The organism is Pseudonocardia sp. KRD291, assembly GCF_019263595.1.
Classification (GTDB): Bacteria; Actinomycetota; Actinomycetes; order Mycobacteriales; family Pseudonocardiaceae; genus Pseudonocardia.
Map to the genome: position 1 here is coordinate 1 of NZ_JADQDD010000047.1, position 16,495 is coordinate 16,495.

15 protein-coding genes and 1 pseudogene are annotated in these 16,495 nt (G+C 73.6%); 8 read left to right on the forward strand and 8 right to left on the reverse strand.

Translation table 11 applies throughout. From position 1 onward, the window contains the following. From I4I78_RS09430 to I4I78_RS09450, 5 genes are all read left to right on the forward strand, one after another. Positions 1 to 1,731, forward strand: a 1,731-nt coding sequence (locus I4I78_RS09430) for a CocE/NonD family hydrolase (RefSeq protein ID WP_218610866.1), incomplete at its 5' end; no start/stop codon positions are given. A 45-nt stretch (positions 1,732 to 1,776) separates the two neighbouring features. Continuing rightward, entirely contained in the window at positions 1,777 to 2,439 is a 663-nt protein-coding gene (locus tag I4I78_RS09435) for a FadR/GntR family transcriptional regulator (RefSeq protein WP_218610867.1), read from the forward strand. Continuing rightward, entirely contained in the window at positions 2,436 to 3,200 is a 765-nt protein-coding gene (locus I4I78_RS09440; RefSeq protein ID WP_218610868.1) for a creatininase family protein, read from the forward strand. The genes I4I78_RS09435 and I4I78_RS09440 overlap by 4 nt, the downstream gene beginning before the upstream one ends. A gap of 178 nt (positions 3,201 to 3,378) precedes the next feature. Continuing rightward, positions 3,379 to 4,317 (forward strand): PHB depolymerase family esterase, encoded by a 939-nt coding sequence (locus I4I78_RS09445; protein WP_226379395.1) that lies wholly within the window; start codon positions 3,379 to 3,381, stop codon positions 4,315 to 4,317. Positions 4,318 to 4,391: 74 nt separating this feature from the next. Continuing rightward, positions 4,392 to 5,873, forward strand: a complete 1,482-nt coding sequence (locus I4I78_RS09450; RefSeq protein WP_218610887.1) for an AbgT family transporter — start codon at positions 4,392 to 4,394, stop codon at positions 5,871 to 5,873. Between the two features lie 16 nt (positions 5,874 to 5,889). Here I4I78_RS09450 and rph read toward each other — a convergent pair whose 3' ends face one another. The 6 genes from rph to I4I78_RS09480 all read right to left on the reverse strand — a co-directional run bounded on the left by rph (position 5,890) and on the right by I4I78_RS09480 (position 12,938). After that, complete coding sequence (gene rph / locus I4I78_RS09455; RefSeq protein ID WP_308251991.1) at positions 5,890 to 8,526, reverse strand: rifamycin-inactivating phosphotransferase; 2,637 nt, start codon at positions 8,524 to 8,526, stop codon at positions 5,890 to 5,892. A 166-nt stretch (positions 8,527 to 8,692) separates the two neighbouring features. Beyond that, the gene (locus I4I78_RS09460; protein ID WP_218610869.1) at positions 8,693 to 9,601 is read right to left on the reverse strand and encodes a DUF1206 domain-containing protein; all 909 of its coding nucleotides are present in this window, start codon (positions 9,599 to 9,601) and stop codon (positions 8,693 to 8,695) included. A 56-nt stretch (positions 9,602 to 9,657) separates the two neighbouring features. Continuing rightward, a complete protein-coding gene (locus tag I4I78_RS09465; RefSeq protein WP_218610870.1) occupies positions 9,658 to 10,002 on the reverse strand; it encodes a transcriptional regulator in 345 nt (114 codons plus the stop codon). After that, positions 9,999 to 10,463, reverse strand: coding sequence for a hypothetical protein (locus tag I4I78_RS09470; protein ID WP_218610871.1), 465 nt, complete (start codon positions 10,461 to 10,463; stop codon positions 9,999 to 10,001). Before I4I78_RS09470 ends, I4I78_RS09465 begins: the two co-directional genes overlap by 4 nt. Positions 10,464 to 10,549: 86 nt before the next feature. Beyond that, entirely contained in the window at positions 10,550 to 12,547 is a 1,998-nt protein-coding gene (locus I4I78_RS09475; RefSeq protein ID WP_218610872.1) for a cation-translocating P-type ATPase, read from the reverse strand. Continuing rightward, positions 12,540 to 12,938 (reverse strand): helix-turn-helix transcriptional regulator, encoded by a 399-nt coding sequence (locus I4I78_RS09480; protein WP_218610889.1) that lies wholly within the window; start codon positions 12,936 to 12,938, stop codon positions 12,540 to 12,542. The genes I4I78_RS09475 and I4I78_RS09480 overlap by 8 nt, the downstream gene beginning before the upstream one ends. A 184-nt stretch (positions 12,939 to 13,122) precedes the next feature. On the opposite strand from I4I78_RS09480, the gene I4I78_RS09485 reads away from it, so the two are divergent. After that, positions 13,123 to 13,545 carry an SRPBCC family protein gene (locus I4I78_RS09485; protein WP_218610873.1) on the forward strand — a complete coding sequence of 141 codons (423 nt, stop codon included), beginning with the start codon at positions 13,123 to 13,125 and terminating at the stop codon, positions 13,543 to 13,545. Between the two features lie 63 nt (positions 13,546 to 13,608). Here the strand turns inward: I4I78_RS09485 and I4I78_RS09490 are convergent. Both I4I78_RS09490 and I4I78_RS09495 read right to left on the reverse strand, forming a co-directional pair. Further along, positions 13,609 to 13,830: pseudogene (locus I4I78_RS09490) on the reverse strand (LUD domain-containing protein); the annotation flags it as partial. 229 nt (positions 13,831 to 14,059) lie between these two features. Next, positions 14,060 to 14,398: a Dabb family protein gene (locus tag I4I78_RS09495; RefSeq protein WP_218610874.1), complete on the reverse strand. Its 339-nt coding sequence runs from the start codon at positions 14,396 to 14,398 to the stop codon at positions 14,060 to 14,062. A 319-nt stretch (positions 14,399 to 14,717) separates the two neighbouring features. Here I4I78_RS09495 and I4I78_RS09500 point away from each other — a divergent pair, with 319 nt between their 5' ends. Both I4I78_RS09500 and I4I78_RS09505 read left to right on the forward strand, forming a co-directional pair. Next, positions 14,718 to 15,692, forward strand: a complete 975-nt coding sequence (locus I4I78_RS09500) for an LLM class flavin-dependent oxidoreductase (RefSeq protein WP_218610875.1) — start codon at positions 14,718 to 14,720, stop codon at positions 15,690 to 15,692. A gap of 28 nt (positions 15,693 to 15,720) precedes the next feature. Then, a complete protein-coding gene (locus I4I78_RS09505; protein WP_218610876.1) occupies positions 15,721 to 16,494 on the forward strand; it encodes an enoyl-CoA hydratase-related protein in 774 nt (257 codons plus the stop codon). The last annotated feature ends 1 nt before the right edge of the window (position 16,495 follow it).

The following is a 16,495-nucleotide window of genomic DNA, read 5'->3' on the forward strand; positions in this document are numbered from 1 at the left end:
GCCGTCGGCGTCGTCGCCGCGGTGCTCGTCGCCCTGCTGGCGGTCCCCCGCCAGCAGGAGGACCACGTGGCCGCGTCCTCGTTCGGCTCCTACCGGCCCGCGCCGCAGTTCACCGGGCGCGTCACCGAGTCGTTCTACCTGCCGATGCGCGACGGGACCCGGCTCGCGGTGTCGCTCGACCGGCCCGCCGTCGACGGACGCGCCGCCCCGGGCCGGTTCCCGGTCCTGTGGCAGCACAGCCTGTCGATCGACCGCAAGCCCGAGGACGGGGCCGGGCCGCAGAGCGGCGGCATCCAGACCATTCCGGCCCTCACCGACGACGGCTACGTCGTCGCGCAGGTCGCTCGGCGCGGCAACGGCCAGTCCTTCGGCGTCCGCCGCGGCTACAACGACCGGCTCGAGGCCGGCGACGCCTACGAGGTCACCGAGTGGCTGGCCGCCCAGCCCTGGTCGGACGGCAACGTCGGCGTCTACGGCTGCTCGAACACCGGCGACGCCGCGATGCACGCGCTGACCGTCCGGCCGCCGCACCTCAAGGCGGTCCTGGCCGGGTGCTTCTCCTGGGACAAGTACGACGCGTGGCGGGTCGGCGGGATCTCCGCGCAGTGGGGCTTCGGCCCGTCCCGCACGGTGGCCCAGGACGTCGCGAACAAGCCCGTGGACGGCGACGAGGACAAGACCCTGCTGCGACGGGCCGCCGTCGAGCACCAGAAGGCCACCCCGCTGGCCGACATGTGGCGCGGCATGCCCCACCGGGACAGCTTCTCGCCGCTGGTGGCGTCCCGGTTCTGGTCCGAGGGCAGCGTCGGCTCCTACGCCGACCAGATCCGGGCCTCCGACGTCCCGGTGTACGTGATCGGCGGTTGGCGCGACGAGCTGCGCGGACAGGGCATCGCCGCGCTGCTCAACGTGCCGGGCTCCCGGCTGCTGATCGGGCCGTGGAAGCACTGCGAGAACGCCGGTTTCGGCCTGGTCGAGGAGGCGCACCGGTTCTTCGACGCGCACCTCAAGGGCATCGACACCGGCATCGACGCCGAGCCGCGGATCCGTTACGCCACCCCGGACTCCGACGCCGCCGACGCGACCGGGCTGGAGTGGAAGGCCGCCGAGACCTGGCCGCCCGCCGGCGTCACCACGGCGCCCACGCCCCTCGGGGGCGACGGCGTGCTCGGCTCCGCGGCCACGGGCACGCGCGGGTTCACCGTCGACACCTCCGCCCGCTGCCCCAGCAGTCCCGGCACCGGCGCCACGATCCAGCCCTGCCACATCCCGGGCAGCGGCACGAGCTGGGCCGGCGCGCCGGTCGAGCGGGACACCGAGCTCACCGGGACCCCCGTCGCGGACCTGACGGTACGCACCGACCGGTCGGACGCCCACGTGTTCGCCTACCTCGAGGACGTCGCCCCGGACGGGCGCACGACCGTGATCACCGAGGGTCGCCAGCAGGTGTCGCTGCGCGCCGAGCACCGCGCGCCGTACGCGCTGCCCGCGGGCGTGCCGTGGCACCGCTCCTACGCCGAGGACGCCGCGCCCGTGGCGCCCGGACAGGCCGCGCGGCTGCACTTCGCGATGCTCCCGACGTCGTACCTCGTCCGGGCGGGACACCGCATCCAGGTCACGGTGACCGGATACGACCCGCGCGAGTCCGGCGTGCTGCCCGACGCGGACGGCGCCCGGATCGAGGTGCTCTCCGGGGCGGCGACCCCGTCCTCGGTCGCGCTCCCGCGCTGACGCCGGCGGCTTGACCGATCGCAGACTAAGTGATTTAGTCACTTTATGAGTTCCGCGGAGACGTTGTCGGAGCGGCTGGCCGACGACATCATGGCGATCATCCGGTCCGAGGGGCTGGGCCCGGGCGAGAAGCTGGCGTCCTCGCGGGACCTCGCGCGACGGTTCGAGGTCACCACCCCGACCGTGCGTGAGGCGTTGCGGCGGCTCGAGGCCACCGGCGCGGTGGAGTTCCGGCACGGGTCGGGCACCTACGTCGGGTCCGGGGTGGACCGGCGGCTGCTGGCCAACCCGCACCGGCCCACGAACACCCCCGAGGGGGTGCTCGAGCTGGTCGAGGCGCGACTCGTGGTGGAACCCCCGATCGCGGCCGCGGCGGCCCGTACCCGGGACCCCGCGGGGCTCCGGATGCTCGAGGAGAGCGTGACCAACGCGCTGCACCCGCCCCGGGGGGACATCCGGCCTGCGGTGCACTTCCACGTCGCGCTCGCCGCGGCCAGCGGCAACGCGCTGCTGCAGGAGACGATCGAGGCGTTGCTGCACGTCCGGGCGCGCGAGCAGATCGAGATCCGGCACCTCTACGACGACCGCGAGCGCGACCACGACGAGCACGTGCAACTGCTCGCGGCGGTCCGGGACGGCGACCCCGACCGGGCCGAGCGGCTCACCGCGCAGCACCTGGAGTCGATCCGGTCGGCGGTGCGGTCGTGAGCACGGTGAAGCTGGCCGAGATGACCACGGTCGAGGCCGCGTCGGCGGTGCTCGCAAGCCCGGTCGTGCTGGTCCCGGCGGGCGCGTTCGAGCAGCACGGCCCCGGTCTCCCGCTGGCCACCGACCTCATCCGCGCCGAAGGGGTCGCCGAGCGCGTGGCCGCCCGGATGGCCGGACAGGTGGTGATCGGGCCGTCGGTGCCGGTCGGGGTGTCGCCGCACCACATGGAGTTCGCCGGCACGGTCAGCCTCTCCACCGCGACGTTCGCCGCGGTCGTGCGGGACTACGTCGGCGGCCTGTACCGGCACGGCTGGCGCAAGATCCTCGTCGTCACCGGGCACGGCGGCAACGACGCCACGCTCGGCACGGTCGCGCAGGACCTGCTCGACACCCGGCCGGACCTGCAGTTCGCCTGGAGCCCGCTCACCCCGCTGGCCTCCGACGTGGTGGCCGCGGCCGCGCCGTCCGAGGTGACCGGGCACAGCGGCGAGGCCGAGACCGCCCAGATGCTGGCGCTGGCCCCGGAGCTGGTCCGCACCGACCGGCTCGCTCCCGGCACCACGCGTCTGTCCGAGCTCGACCCGCTCGGCGCCGTCGCGCGCCGGACCGGCGGGCCGAAGCTCACCGTCCGCTACGACCAGCTCTCCGGCAACGGGGTCCTCGGGGACCCCCGCCGGGCCGATCCGGAACACGGCGAGGCGATCGTCGAGGCGATCGTCACGCGCATCACCGACTTCATCGGGGCCTGGCTCAAGGCCTGAGCGCCCGCCCACCGACCGGGACACACCGACCGCACACCTGCACTCCCGCACCACGGCGGAGCCGTCCGGTTCCGCCGTCGCTCGGGCCTGCCCGCACCCGGGCCGAGGCCCACCGGCCGTCGACGACGCCGTCCGAAGGGGACACAGCATGTTCGGAACGACGAGAAGGACCCGGCGCTTGTTCGGGATCGCGGCCTGCATGGCCGTGGTCGCGGCGGGCGCGACCGCCGGCGCCGGAGCCGCCGCCGCGGGCACGTCCCCGCAGGGCGGTCGCTCCGCCGGCTGTGACGCACCTGCGCCGCAGCCACCGGCCGGCGGCGAGACCCGCACGGTGTCCAGCGGCGGTCTGGACCGCACCGTGCGGGTGCACCTGCCGGCGGGCTACACCGCGGACCGGCCGTGGCCGGTGCTGCTGGTGTTCCACGGTCGCGGCAGCTCGGGTCCGGAGATCGAGGGGTTCTCCGGGTTGTCCGAGCTGCCGGCGATCGTGGCCTACCCGGACGGCGTGCCCGGGGGCGAGGACAAGCGGTCCTGGCAGGGCGCCCCCTACTCCGCGCCGGGGGTGGACGACGTCGCCTTCACCGGCGATCTGCTCGACCAGCTGGAGGCCGGCCTGTGCGTGGACGGCGACCGGGTCTACGCCACCGGCAAGTCCAACGGCGGCGGGTTCACAGACGTGCTGGCCTGCCGGTCCTCCGACCGGATCGCCGCGGTCGCCCCGGTGGCCGGTGCGTACTACCGGACCGGGGAACCGCCGTGCGAGCCCGGTCGACCGGTCCCCGTGCTGTCGTTGCACGGCACCGGCGACGCCACGATCCCCTACGCCGGTGACCCCGACCGCGAGCTGCCCCCGATCCCGGAGTGGGTCGCCGGCTGGGCGGGCCGCGACGGCTGCGACCCGGAGCCTGCGACCCGGCGGACCGAGCCGGACATCACCGTCTCCGAGTGGTCCGGTTGCGCCTCCGGGGCCGACGTCGAGCACGTCGCGGTCGACGGTGGCGGGCACACCTGGCCGGGAGCCACCGCCTACAGCGGCGGTGGGGCGACCACGCAGACGATCCGGGCGTCCGAGCTGATCTGGGCGTTCCTGAGCGCCCACACGCTGGAGCGGTCGTGAGCCGGGCGGGCGGGGGGACCCGCACCGACGGGCCCGGGGGCACGCAGCCGGAGCTGCCGCGGATCGTCCGCGCGATGGCGGTCGTCGAGCGGGTGGGCAACGCCCTGCCGCACCCGTTCTGGCTGTTCTGGGTACTGTCCGGGATCCTCGCGGTGATCAGCGCCGGGCTCGCAGTGGCCGGTGTCGCGGTCGTCACGCCGAGCGGCGAGCCGGCCGTGGTGCGCAACCTGCTCTCCGGCGACGGCGTCGCGATGGCACTGTCGTCGATGATCGACAACTTCGCCGAGTTCCCGCCGATGGCCACGATCGTCACGGTGATCATGGGGGTGGCCGTCGCCGAGCGCAGCGGGCTGCTGGCCGCGGTGATGCGGGTCGGAGTGGCCCGGGTCCCGGCGTCGCTGGTGGTGTTCTCGGTCGCCTTCGCCGGGACGGTCTCGCACGTCGCGTCCGCGGCGGCCTACGTCATCCTGGTGCCGCTGGGCGGGCTGGCGTTCCGGGCGGTCGGGCGCTCACCGATCCTCGGCATCGTCGTCGCCTACACCTCGATCGCGTCCGGCTACGACGCCAGCCCGGTGCCGACGCCGAACGACGCGATCTTCGCCGGGATCACCACCGCGGCGGCGCGGATCGTCGACCCGGCCGCGGTCGTCACGCCGTTGAGCAACTGGTTCTTCAACATCGTCTCGTCGGTCGTGCTGGCGCTGGTGATCACCCTGGTGACCCGGCTGGTGCTGAGCAAGCGGCCCGACCTCGACGCCGACGCGGACGCCCGCGACGACGACCTGGGGCGGCTGCACCTGGAGCCGGCCGAGCGCTCGGCGCTGCGCCGGTCCGGGTGGGTGCTGCTGGGTCTCGTGGCGCTGCTCGTCGTGGCGGTGCTGCCGGCCGGGTCACCGCTGCGCGGTGACGGCGGCGGGATCGTCGAGTCGCCGCTGATCGAGGGCATCGGCGCGGTGATCGCGCTCGGGTTCGGGCTGCTCGGGATCGTGTACGGCACCCGGGCCGGGACGATCACCTCCGCGGCCGACGTGCCGAAGCTGATGGTGGAGGGGCTCAAGCAGATCGCGCCGGTACTGGCGCTGTTCTTCGCCATCGCCCAGTTCCTGGCCTACTTCGAGTGGACGCGCGTGGGCGACGTGCTCGCGGTCGTCGCCGCGGACGGGCTGCGCACCACCGGCATCCCGATCCCCGTGGTGTTCCTGATGGTGCTGGTCGTGCTCACCGTGGTGAACGTGATGGTCACCAGCGGCACGGCGATGTGGGCGATCGCGGCGCCGGTCCTGGTGCCGATGCTGCTGCTCGTCGACGTGCCGGCGGAGACCACCCAGGCGCTGTTCCGGATCGCCGACTCCGGGTCCACCGCGATCACGCCGATGAGCCCGTACTTCGTGATGGCGCTGGGCTTCCTGCAGCGCTACCGGCGCGATGCCGGCATCGGGACCCTGGCGTCCTACACGCTGCCGCTGGCGGTGGCGATGACGGTCGTCTGGACGCTGCTGTTCATGGCCTGGTGGGCGCTGGGGATCCCGCTCGGCCCGGGGGCGCCCGTGCGGTGAGCCCGGCCCGGGACGCCTACCGGAGGATCTCGACGTATCCGCTCGTGCCGTTCACCCGGATCCGTTGACCGTCCCGGATCAGCCGGGTGGCGCCGGCCACCCCCACGACGGCCGGCAGCCCGTACTCCCGGGCGATCACGGCGCCGTGGGTCATCAGGCCGCCCACCTCCGTCACCAGGGCCTCGACCGTGACGAACACCGGTGACCAGCTGGGGTCGGTGAAGGCCGTGACGAGGATGTCGCCCGGTTCGAGATCGGCCTCGGCCAGGTCCGCGACGACGCGGGCGCGCCCCTCCACCGTCCCGGTCGACACCGCCAGCCCGACCAGCGCGTCGGCCGGTAGGTCGTCGCGCCGGTAGGCCCCGGAGAGGGCCTCGCCGTCCGAGGTGAGCACGCGGGGAGGCGTCAGCGTCCGGTACCCGTCGAGGGCCTCCCTGCGTTCGCGGATCAGCCGGTCGTCGGCCCGCCCGGTGCGGACCACGTCGTGCAGCTCGGCGAACCGGAGGAGGAAGATGTCGTCGCGGTCGCGGAGCACGCCGTCGGTCACGAGCCGTTCGGCCTCGCGCAGCAGGGCCCTCTTGTAGACGAGGTAGCGGCTGACCATGCCGAACTTGGGGTACTCGCGGTACCCGATGAAGGTCCGCAGACGGTCGATCATCACCTTGGTCTCGACGGCCTTCGCCTCCCCGTCGGGCAGGGCGCGCACGCGCCGCAGCAGTTCCTGCTCCTTCGCCCACGCCTCGTGGCGCCCCTGGTCGAAACGCCGCCTGCCGGCGCCGGCCTCGAAGTTCTCGACGTTGCCCAGGATCACCGGGACCAGTGCGGCGGGGCGCTCGCTCCAGCGCGGCCTTCCGATGTCGATCTCACCGACGCAGCGCATGCCGTAGCGCTCGAGGTAGGCGTGCAGCGCGTCGCGCGCCTCCCCTCCGCCCTCGACGCCGGCCAGGCCGTCCAGCACGTCGTCGCCGTCCCCGGCGGCGCGCAGGAACGCCACCACCTGCGGGTGCGGGCGGATCGCGTCGGCCACGTCCAGCAGCGCGAGCCCCATCTCCGAGGTGACGTTGTTCGGGACGGACTGCGTGAGCGTGTCGGCCGCGTTCTCCTCCCCGAGCCAGGCGTGCAGGTGCTCGCCCAGCCACCACGCCGCGTCCATCGCGGTCGTGAACACCTGCGCCCCGCGCGGGTCGAACAGCAGCCGCCGAAGCTCCCCGAAGTCCTCCAGGATGAAGTCGAGCAGTTCCGTCCCGTGCTGTGTCGCGATGTCGCGGGCGAGCGCGGCGAGCGAGGCCCGGCTGCGGTCGATGAGCTCCTCGACCAGGTCCGGGTCGGCGTCGATCATGGCCGGCGGGTCGCCCGCGGGCGGCCCGCCGGGCCCGGCCTCCTCGCCCGGGGCCGGGACGATGTCGCCGCGGTCGAGGACGGTCTGCAGCGCGTCCCGGAGCAACGGGTCCGACCGCCCCGCGACGTTCAGGAACCCTTCGCGTGCGGCGGGCGCGGTCAGGATCGGCGTGACGTCGACGAACAGCCGTCCGCCGGCCTCGGACATGGGCCGGGGCGTGGACATCTGCCACACGGACAGGCCCAGCGGCGTCATCGCGTCGGTCATCATCTGCTGGTGCCCGACCGAGACGTAGACGTGGCCGCGCCCGTCCTCGGCGGGCGGGACGGGGAACAGGGTGGTGATCGGCCGGCTCTGGACGATCCGGAAACCGCCCTCGGCCAGGCACCACTCGATGTCCTGGGGGCGGCCGAGGTGCGCCTCGATCCGCCGGCCCAGGACCGCGAGCTCCAGCACCTGCGCGTCGGTCAGCGCCGGACGGCGCTGCTGATCGGACTCGACGGTCTGCTGCCGTGTCCCGCCGCCCGGTGCGGCGACCACGGCCCGCTCCTTGACCGCGACCACCCGGTCGACGACCTCGCCGTCGCGCACGGTGTAGCCGTCCGCGTTCACCACGCCGGAGACCAGCGCCTCACCGAGCCCGAGGACGGCCTCCACGCTCGTGACCGTCCGGTTCGACGTCACGGGGTCGGCGGTGAACAGGACGCCCGAGGAGTCCGGCGCCACCATCTGCTGCACGAGCACGGCCATCCGGGCCGTGCGGTGGTCGATGCCCCGGCGCAGGCGGTAGGCCACCGCCCGTTCGGTGAACAGCGAGGCCCAGCACGACCGGACGCGGTCGAGGACCGCCTCGGGACCCACGACGTTGAGGTAGGTGTCCTGCTGGCCCGCGAACGAGGCCGTCGGCAGGTCCTCGGCCGTCGCGCTGGACCGCACGGCGTACGCGGCGTCGCGGCCCGCCCGGGTGAGCGAGCCGGTGACGGCCGCCGCCACGTCGTCGGGGACGGGGTGCCCGGCGACGGCGCCGCGGATCTCGGCGCTGAGCGCGGCGATCGTGTCCCGGTCGTCGGGGTCCAGGGCGGAGAGCCGGTCGAGGCGGTCCTCGAACGAGGGCACCTGCGCCGTCACCCGGGCGAACGCGCCGGTCGTCACGCAGAAGCCCGTCGGCACCTCGACGCCGGCGACCCGCGCGAGCTCCCCCAGGTGCGCAGCCTTGCCACCGACCTCGGCGACCCGGCTCCGATCGACCTGTTCGAGGTCGAGCACGAGCCGGTCGGACGAGACGGCCGTCGCCGCACCGCTGTCGACATCCACCACTGGTTCCCCCGTTCCCGACGCCGTGTTCCCGCCGTTGCCGACGGTCCCGTCCTCGCAGGCCCTGTCTTCGCAGGTCCCGGCGCCGGAGGAGAGATCATGCGGCACGCCCCGGGCCTTGCCGCAAGACCCACCCCGCGCTATAACGTGAGAGCGGGGAGAGAGCTCAGGCCCGCCGGTAGCGGCAGTCGATCAGGCAGTACCCGCCGAACGCGGCCAGCCCGGCCGAGAGGACCAGCAGCGGCGCCACCCCCTGCCACTGCCCCTCCAGCCCCCGCAGGGCCTCGTTCAGCCCGCCGACCCGGTCCGGGTCGGCATGCAGTGCCGCGTCGGCGAACAGCACCCCGACCGCGCCGAAGGCCACCGCACGCGCGAGGTTGCCGGTGGCGCCCAGTACCGCCGCCGCCCGCAGCACGCGCGGGGGGACGTCGTCCACGAGATCGCCCAGGAACGTGCGCGCCACGCCGGTGTAGACCATCGTCGCGGCCACGACCAGGACGAAGACGGCCACCGCGGCGACCAGCCAGCGTCCGCCGGGGATCTCGAGCAGCGACCCCACCAGCCACGCGGGTCCGGTCCGACCGGGCCCACCGGGGCTCTCCACGACGAACCGGGCGGCGACCACCGCGACGGCGACGACGGCCACCGCCTTGGCTGCGGCCCCGACCCGCTTGCGCCGCCGCTCCGCGCCGGAGACCCACCGGAACCCGGCCACGGCGGCACTGACCTGCCACACCGCGAACGCGCCCAGCCCGGCCACGAACGTCACGAGCACCGCCGTCCCGACCGGCCCGACCGAGGCCACCGCCGCGATGGCGCCCCGCTGGTCGACCTCGGCGCCCCGGGCCCCGAACGCCAGGCGGACGCCCAGCCCGGCGACGAGCAGGTGCACCGCGCCGTAGGCGACCAGCCCGAACCGGCCGAGCAGCTCGACCGCACGGCCGGGGGCGTCCCCGCCTCCGGACAGCGCCCGCTCCGCCGCGTCCTGCACGGCCCGTCCCGCCTGCTCGCCGATCTCCTCCGGCGCGTTGCCCGCCCGCTGCTCGTGCGCAGATCCCCCGGCCGTCACCACCATGATTATCCTCCGGGTCCGGCACTGCCGATCACGGACCCGGACGGCGCACCGCCGGCCTACTGCGAGCCGTCGACCGCGTTGCGCAGCCCGGTCAGCCAGGCGAGGTGCCCGCGCAGCGCGGTGCGCCCGGGCGGGGAGAGCCGCAGCCAGGTTCGCGGGCGCCTGCCGACCGACCCCTTGCGGATCTCCAGGTAGCCGGCGTCCTCGAGGGTCCGGCTGTGCTTGGAGACCGCGGAGTCGCTCGCACCGATGAGGTCGCGGACCGTGCCGAACTCGACCCAGTCGGCTCCCTGCAGCAACGCGCACAGCGCCAGCCGCGGCCCGGTCTCGAAGATCGGGTGTCGATCGATGACGGCGTCGTCGGAGGCCGTATCGGCGCCAGGGGCGTCAGGTGCCGTCACAGTGCGACTCGACCGGCGGCGATGTCGTCACGCATCCTCGCCCGGGTCCAGAGCTGCCCGGCGAAAATGACCGCGGCCACGGGGATCAGGACGATCAGGGCCACCGTGCGGTGACCGTTCCCGACCAGCGCGTAGATGATGAACACGCTGGCGAGGGTGACCGCAAGGACCGTGTACCGCGGTCGCTGTGCGCTGGGATAGGCGCTGATCTGGCGCGGAAGGTGAACGCCGGAGCGCCGGCGCTGGAGCACCGAATAGGCCGCCGCCGCCAGGCAGATCGCCAGCAGCACCCACTGCAGGTTGAATGCCTGGCCGGGCAGGAACGACGACCAGATCGGGAGCCCCGCCATCAGCACCAGCGCGACGCCGTAGAGCACCCAGTAGGTGCGCGGGAACCCGGCGTAGGCGGAGAGCTTGCGTCGTGCGTCGACGACCTGGTCGAGCTCGGGCGTGTCCGACATGTGTGTCTCCCATCTGCATCAACTTTCGATATGGAAAACGTATGCGAGGTCGATAGTCGCCGTCAAGGGGTCCGCCCGGGCGGAGCTCACCGGGACCCGACGGGCCGTCCACCGACGACGGATGAGCCCACCGGCTGATCACCGGATCCGGTGCCGAGGCCGGGTAGCGCCCGGGTACGGGCGGCGCGGACGGCGTTGCCGATGACGAGCACCTCGGCCAGCTCGTGGACGACGACGACCGTCGCGAGCCCGAGGACACCGAGTGCGGCCAGCGGGATGAGCACCCCGATGATCACCAGCGAGAGCCCGATGTTCTGCAGCATGATCGCCCGGGAGCGGCGGGCGTGGGCGAGGAGCTGGGGCAGGTGGCGCAGGTCCTGACCCATCAGCGCGACGTCGGCGGTCTCGATCGCGACGTCGGTGCCCATGGCCCCCATCGCGATCCCGACATCGGCGGTGGCCAGGGCGGGAGCGTCGTTGACGCCGTCGCCGACCATCGCGATCCGCCGGCCGCGGGCGATCCGCGCCAGCAGTGCCGCCTTGTCCTCGGGCAGGAGCTCGGCGTGCACGGTGCCGATCCCGGCCCGGGCCGCGAGAGCCTCCGCGGTACGGCGGTTGTCGCCGGTCAGCATCGCCACCTCGATGCCCAGGTCACCGAGGCGGGTGACGGCCTCGGCCGCCTCGGGCCGGAGCTCGTCGCGGACGGCGATCGCGCCCAGCAGCGCGCCTGCGCGTTCGAGGAGGACGACGGTCGCCCCGTCGCCCTGCAGCCGCTCGACATCGTCGGCCAGGGGCCCGGCGTCGACCCAGCCGGGCCTGCCCAGGCGCACCGCGGCGCCGTCCACGACGCCGTGCAGGCCGTGACCGGGTACCGCGGTCACCTCGCGGGCGGCACGGTAGGTCACGTTCCCGTCCTCGGCGGCGCTCAGGACGGCGCCCGCCAGCGGGTGCTCGCTGCGCGCCTCCAGTGACGCGGCGGCGGCGAGCACCTCGTCCCGGCCCACCGCGGCGAGCCCGACGACGTCCACCACCCGGGGCGTGTTGCGGGTCAGCGTGCCGGTCTTGTCCACCGCGACCACCCGGACGCGGCCGAGCTCCTCGAGGGCGGCACCGCCCTTGACCAGGGCGCCGTGGCGACTCGACGCCCCGATCGCGGCGACCACCGACAGCGGTACCGAGATCGCGAGCGCGCACGGCGACGCCGCGACGAGCACCACCAGCGCGCGTTCGAGCCACAGCAGCGGATCGCCGAGGAGCCCACCGAGCCCGGCGACCAGCACGGCCAGGACCAGGATCGAGGGGACCAGGGGCCGGGCGATCCGGTCGGCCAGGCGCTGCCCGGCGCCCCTGCGTTCCCGGGCCTCCTCGACGATGTGCACGATCCGGGCCAGCGAGCTGTCCGAGGCGGGCGCGGTGACCCGGAGCTCGATCGCCCCGCCGCCGTTGATCGCGCCGGCGTGCACGGTGTCGCCGGGCCCGGCCTCGACCGGCACCGACTCCCCGGTGATCGCCGACAGGTCCAGGCTGGTCCGCCCGGCGCGCACGGCACCGTCGGTGGCCGCCCGCTCGCCGGGGCGCAGCACCATCGTGTCGCCCACGACCAGGTCGTCCGGCGGGACCTGCAGCTCCCGGCCGTCGCGCAGGACCGACGCCGTCGCCGGGACGAGCCCGAGCAGCGCCCGCAGGCTGCGCCGGGTCCGTGTCACCGCGTGGTGCTCGAGCCCCTCGGCGATCGAGAACAGGATGCCGAGCAGGGCCGCCTCGGCGACCTGTCCGAGCGCGACCGCACCGATCGCGGCGATCGTCATCAGCGTGCCGACACCGACCCGGCCGTGGCGCAGGCCGCGCACCGCACCGGGGACGAACGTCGACGCGCCGACCACGGCGGCCAGCAGCTCGACACCGACCACGACCGGTGCCGCGACACCGGCCCGGTCGAGCAGCCACCCCGCGGCGAGCGCGACGGCGGCGACCGCGGCCATCTGCAGCTCACGGACCTGCCACAGCCTCCCGTCACCGTGGTCGTCGGCGACACCGGCACCCCCGTCCGCCGCCGGCTCGGCTCCGCAGCACGCCTCAGCCATGCTCCGGCCGCCCGCCGACGTCAATGCCCGCTCCGGCCGCGACCAGCTCGGGGCCGAGCACCGCGGGTACGAGCGTGCGCCCCCGGTCGGTCAGCGCGTACATCACCAACCGGCCCTGCCGGCGCGACTCCACCAGCCCGGCGGCGCGCAACCGGCGCAGGTGGTGTGAGGCGAGGTTCTGCGCCTGCCCGACCACCCACGCCACGTCGCACACGCACAGCTCGCCGCCGGCCAGCAGCGCCGCCGCGATCGTCAGCCGGGTCGGATCACCCAGCGCCTGCGCGGCGGCCGCGACCGGCTCGACCGCCCGCACCTCGGGCAGACCCGCCCGGATCCGCTCGGCATGCGGCAGATCCAGGCAGAGCAGGTCGCAGGCGTCCTCGGGTCGCATCACCACAGCAACATACCAACGCACATGGCTATGTCGGTGCCGAACGTCGGTCACCCTCGTCCCTCGTCACCTGTTCCCACTATGATCAACAGACGGCGATCCGGACCGGCCCGGTCCGCGACAGCCGGCTCGACCCCCGACAGCCCGGCCGCCCCGACGGGCAGTACCGAAAGGCCGACACCTGATGCGCGCAACGTCCGTCCGCACCGTCGACTCCCCCGTCGACCACGTCTGGGCGGTGCTCGCCGACCACGAGGGCATGTCGTCCTGGGCACCCGGACTCAAGGTCGAGGTGACCCGGCCGGGCACCGCGGAGCCCAACGGCGTCGGCGCCGTCCGCAAGGTCGGCATCGGCTCCCCCGGGCCGATCGTGGAGGAGATCGTCGCCTTCGAGCCGGGGTCGCGCCTCGGCTACCGGGCGCTCGCCGGAGTGCCGCTGAAGAACTACCGCGGCGAGGTCACGTTGCGTCCCAGCGGAACCGGTACCGAGATCACCTACACCGTCGACGCCGACAAGCGACTCCCGTTCGGCGAGTCGCTCGCGGTGAAGGGCCTCGCCACGGCCCTGGTCTCCGGCCTGGTCCGCGGGGTCAGGTCCGCAGGCTGACCCGTGATCGCCACGTTCGTGCGGGAACCTGCACCGGTGCAGGTTCCCGCACGATCCCGGTGATCAGGCCGGGCCGACCAGCAGGACGTGGAGAGTGCGCGGGCCGTGGACGCCCTCGACGCGGTCCAGCTCGATGTCGCTGGTGGCACCGGGACCGCTGATCCAGGTCTGCGGGCGTGCCGGATCCAGGACCGCGACCGCCTCCGGGACGCCGGCCACGACTTGGTCGACCCAGACGATGCACACGTGCAGGTCCGGGACGAGGGTGGCTGCGCGCCGGCCCCGGCGGTGACGTCCGGGCTCCCACGCGTCCCGCCGCGGACGCGTCCCGCTACCCGCTGACTGCCGGCCGATCTTCCGCCTCCACCGAGACGGCGTCCTGGTTGCGCCGCTCCGTCGTGACGACCCGGCCTCGTCCAGGAGCCGCTGGTGAGCATGCGCCGCGGTGTCGGGTCTGCACGGCGATGCGGTGGTAGCCGCAGGACATCGAGCACACCGGTTGAGGTCGAGACTGTCAGCGGCCTGGCGGCACGCCGATTCGGGCACCACACGACGGAGCGGAAGAGGAACCGTCGAGCTCGAACTGAACGCTCTGCGTGGACTCGACGTGACTCCGCGGCAGGGCGAGATGCGCGGGGTGGGCCAGGTAGGTGCGGAAGTCCTCCGCGCTCCCGAACTCCGCGACGACCCCGTAGTCGGCGTTCGTCGGGCGCTCACCCAGGTCGCGGCCCTGGCGGATGTGGACGGGGAAGTCCAGCTCGTCCGGCAGCGCCGCGAGAGCACTGCGGAACGCCTCGATCTCCGCATCGGTCGCCGTGCTCGTGAACCTGAGGGTGAGGCAGTGCACCAGCATGTCGACCTCCGCGTCGTAGGCATCTCGCTTAGTTAGCCATCATAGACATTAATGTCCCATACACGAGGCGACGGCGGCGAGAGCGCCTCTCCGACGACCACGTAGGCGCGGGTCGTACAGCCCTAACGCTGCACATTTGCCCTTCGCGCCTGGTCGCGGCGCGCCGTCGTCGGACTCGCGACTCGCAGCACGGGACAGCCGGTCTCGCCTCAGAAGTTATTGGTGATTGACAAAAATGACGAGCCGGTCCTAGCTTGATGCGCCTGGCACCGCTGCGGCCGAGAGCGTGTGTCCACCACGACCCGGAGAGGCCCTGACAATGAAGCTGGGATGCTCGTTCGCCACGTCGCTGGAGACTCCGGAGCACATCCGCATCGCCGAGGAACTCGGCTACGAGCGGGCCCTGTGCTACGACTCGCCCGCGCTCTACCCCGATGTCTGGATGGTGCTCAACCGCGCCGCCGACCTGACCGAGCGGATCGTGCTCGGGCCGGGAGTGCTGATCCCGAGCCTGCGGCATCCGATGGTCACGGCGTCCGCGATCACGACGCTGGTGCACGGCGCGGGCCAGGAGCGCGTGATGGTCGGCATCGGCAGCGGGTTCACCGGGCGGCTGGCCATGGGCAGGCCGCCGGTGCCCTGGGCCAGCGTCGAGCACTACGCGCGGATCGTGCAGGCGCTGCTGCGCGGCGAGCAGGTCGAGTGGGAGGGCGCGGTCATGCAGCTGATCCACCCCGACGAGCGGTTCGGCCCGACCCTGCCGGTCACCGTGGCCTGGGGGGTCGCCGGCGAGGGCCCCAAGGGGACCACGGTCGCGCGGAACCTCGGCGCCGAACTCCTGCGCATCACCGCTCCGGAACCCGGTTTCGACCGGCAGATGATGATGGTGATCGGCACGGTGCTGCACGAGGGTGAGGACCCCGGCTCCGAGCGGGCGATCGACGCGGCCGGGCACGCGGCAGGGCTGTTCCTGCACTGGGCGGTCGAGCACGACGTGATCGACGAGCTGCTCGGCGACGGCGGCCGGGTCTGGGCCGCCGCGTACGACCACATCCCGGCGAACGTCCGCCACATCGCGATGCACGACCGCCACGTGGTCGGGGTGAACGAGATCGACCGGCCCTTCATCACCGGCGAGGTCATGGCGTCCGCGGGCGCCGCGCTGACCCCGAAGGAGTGGCAGGACCGGTTCGCCGCGCTCGAGGAGGGCGGGTGCTCGTTCCTCCACTTCCAGCCCGCCGGCCGCGACATCCCGCGCGAGCTCGAGGCGTTCGCCGCCGCCTACCACCGCTGACCGGACCGAGAAGGAGACCACGAGCCCGATGCGAGACCTGACGTTGCTCGACTGGCAGGAAGACGGCCCGATCGCCACGGTGTGGCTCGATCGACCGCCGGTCAACGCGACCGACCATCAGCTCTACAGCGAGATCCGCGAGTTCTTCGGCAACCTCACCGAGTACCTGCCACGGGCCCGGGCCGTCGTGCTCGCAGGTAGGGGCAGGCACTTCTGCGCGGGCAACGACCTCGCCGAGTTCCAGACCATGGACCCGGAGAACGCGCCGGAACGGCTGCAGCTGGCCCGCGAGACGTTCTGGGCGATCTACGACTCGCCGTACCCGGTGATCGCCGCCGTGCACGGGGTCGCGGTGGGATCCGGTCTCGCGATCGCGGCCTCCTGCGACCTGGTCGTCGCGGCCGAGGGCGCGCGGTTCGCGACGCCCGAGGTCAACGTCGGCGTGCTCGGGGGCGCCAAGCACCTGTCGCGGCTGGTGCCCCAGGGCATGGTCCGGCTGATGCACTACACCGGCGACCTCTACCCGGCGGAGAGACTGCTGCCCTACGGCGGGATCGTGGAGATCGTCGCGCCGGAGCGGCTGCTGGAGGCGGCCCAGGACCTGGCGAGGTCGATCGCCCGGCACAGCCCGGTCACCCTCGAGCTGGCCAAGCGCAGCCTCAACGGCATCGAGTACATGGAGCTCAAGCCGGGCTACGAGTTCGAGCAGAGCCTCACCCGCGAGCTGTCCGGCCACGCGGACTCCAAAGAGGCGGTGAACGCGTTCCTCGAGCGACGCGACCCCGTCTACACCGGACGGTGAC

What these genes read in the sequence shown, in the direction of transcription:
- I4I78_RS09450 (WP_218610887.1), top strand. Translation starts at nt 4,392, where the DNA reads ATGGCGGTCGTCGAGCGGGTGGGCAACGCCCTGCCGCACCCGTTCTGG.
- I4I78_RS09475 (WP_218610872.1), bottom strand. Translation starts at nt 12,547, where the DNA reads ATGGCTGAGGCGTGCTGCGGAGCCGAGCCGGCGGCGGACGGGGGTGCC.
- I4I78_RS09460 (WP_218610869.1), bottom strand. Translation starts at nt 9,601, where the DNA reads ATGGTGGTGACGGCCGGGGGATCTGCGCACGAGCAGCGGGCGGGCAAC.
- I4I78_RS09505 (WP_218610876.1), top strand. Translation starts at nt 15,721, where the DNA reads ATGCGAGACCTGACGTTGCTCGACTGGCAGGAAGACGGCCCGATCGCC.
- I4I78_RS09480 (WP_218610889.1), bottom strand. Translation starts at nt 12,938, where the DNA reads ATGCGACCCGAGGACGCCTGCGACCTGCTCTGCCTGGATCTGCCGCAT.
- I4I78_RS09495 (WP_218610874.1), bottom strand. Translation starts at nt 14,398, where the DNA reads ATGCTGGTGCACTGCCTCACCCTCAGGTTCACGAGCACGGCGACCGAT.
- I4I78_RS09500 (WP_218610875.1), top strand. Translation starts at nt 14,718, where the DNA reads ATGAAGCTGGGATGCTCGTTCGCCACGTCGCTGGAGACTCCGGAGCAC.
- I4I78_RS09485 (WP_218610873.1), top strand. Translation starts at nt 13,123, where the DNA reads ATGCGCGCAACGTCCGTCCGCACCGTCGACTCCCCCGTCGACCACGTC.
- I4I78_RS09470 (WP_218610871.1), bottom strand. Translation starts at nt 10,463, where the DNA reads ATGTCGGACACGCCCGAGCTCGACCAGGTCGTCGACGCACGACGCAAG.
- I4I78_RS09435 (WP_218610867.1), top strand. Translation starts at nt 1,777, where the DNA reads ATGAGTTCCGCGGAGACGTTGTCGGAGCGGCTGGCCGACGACATCATG.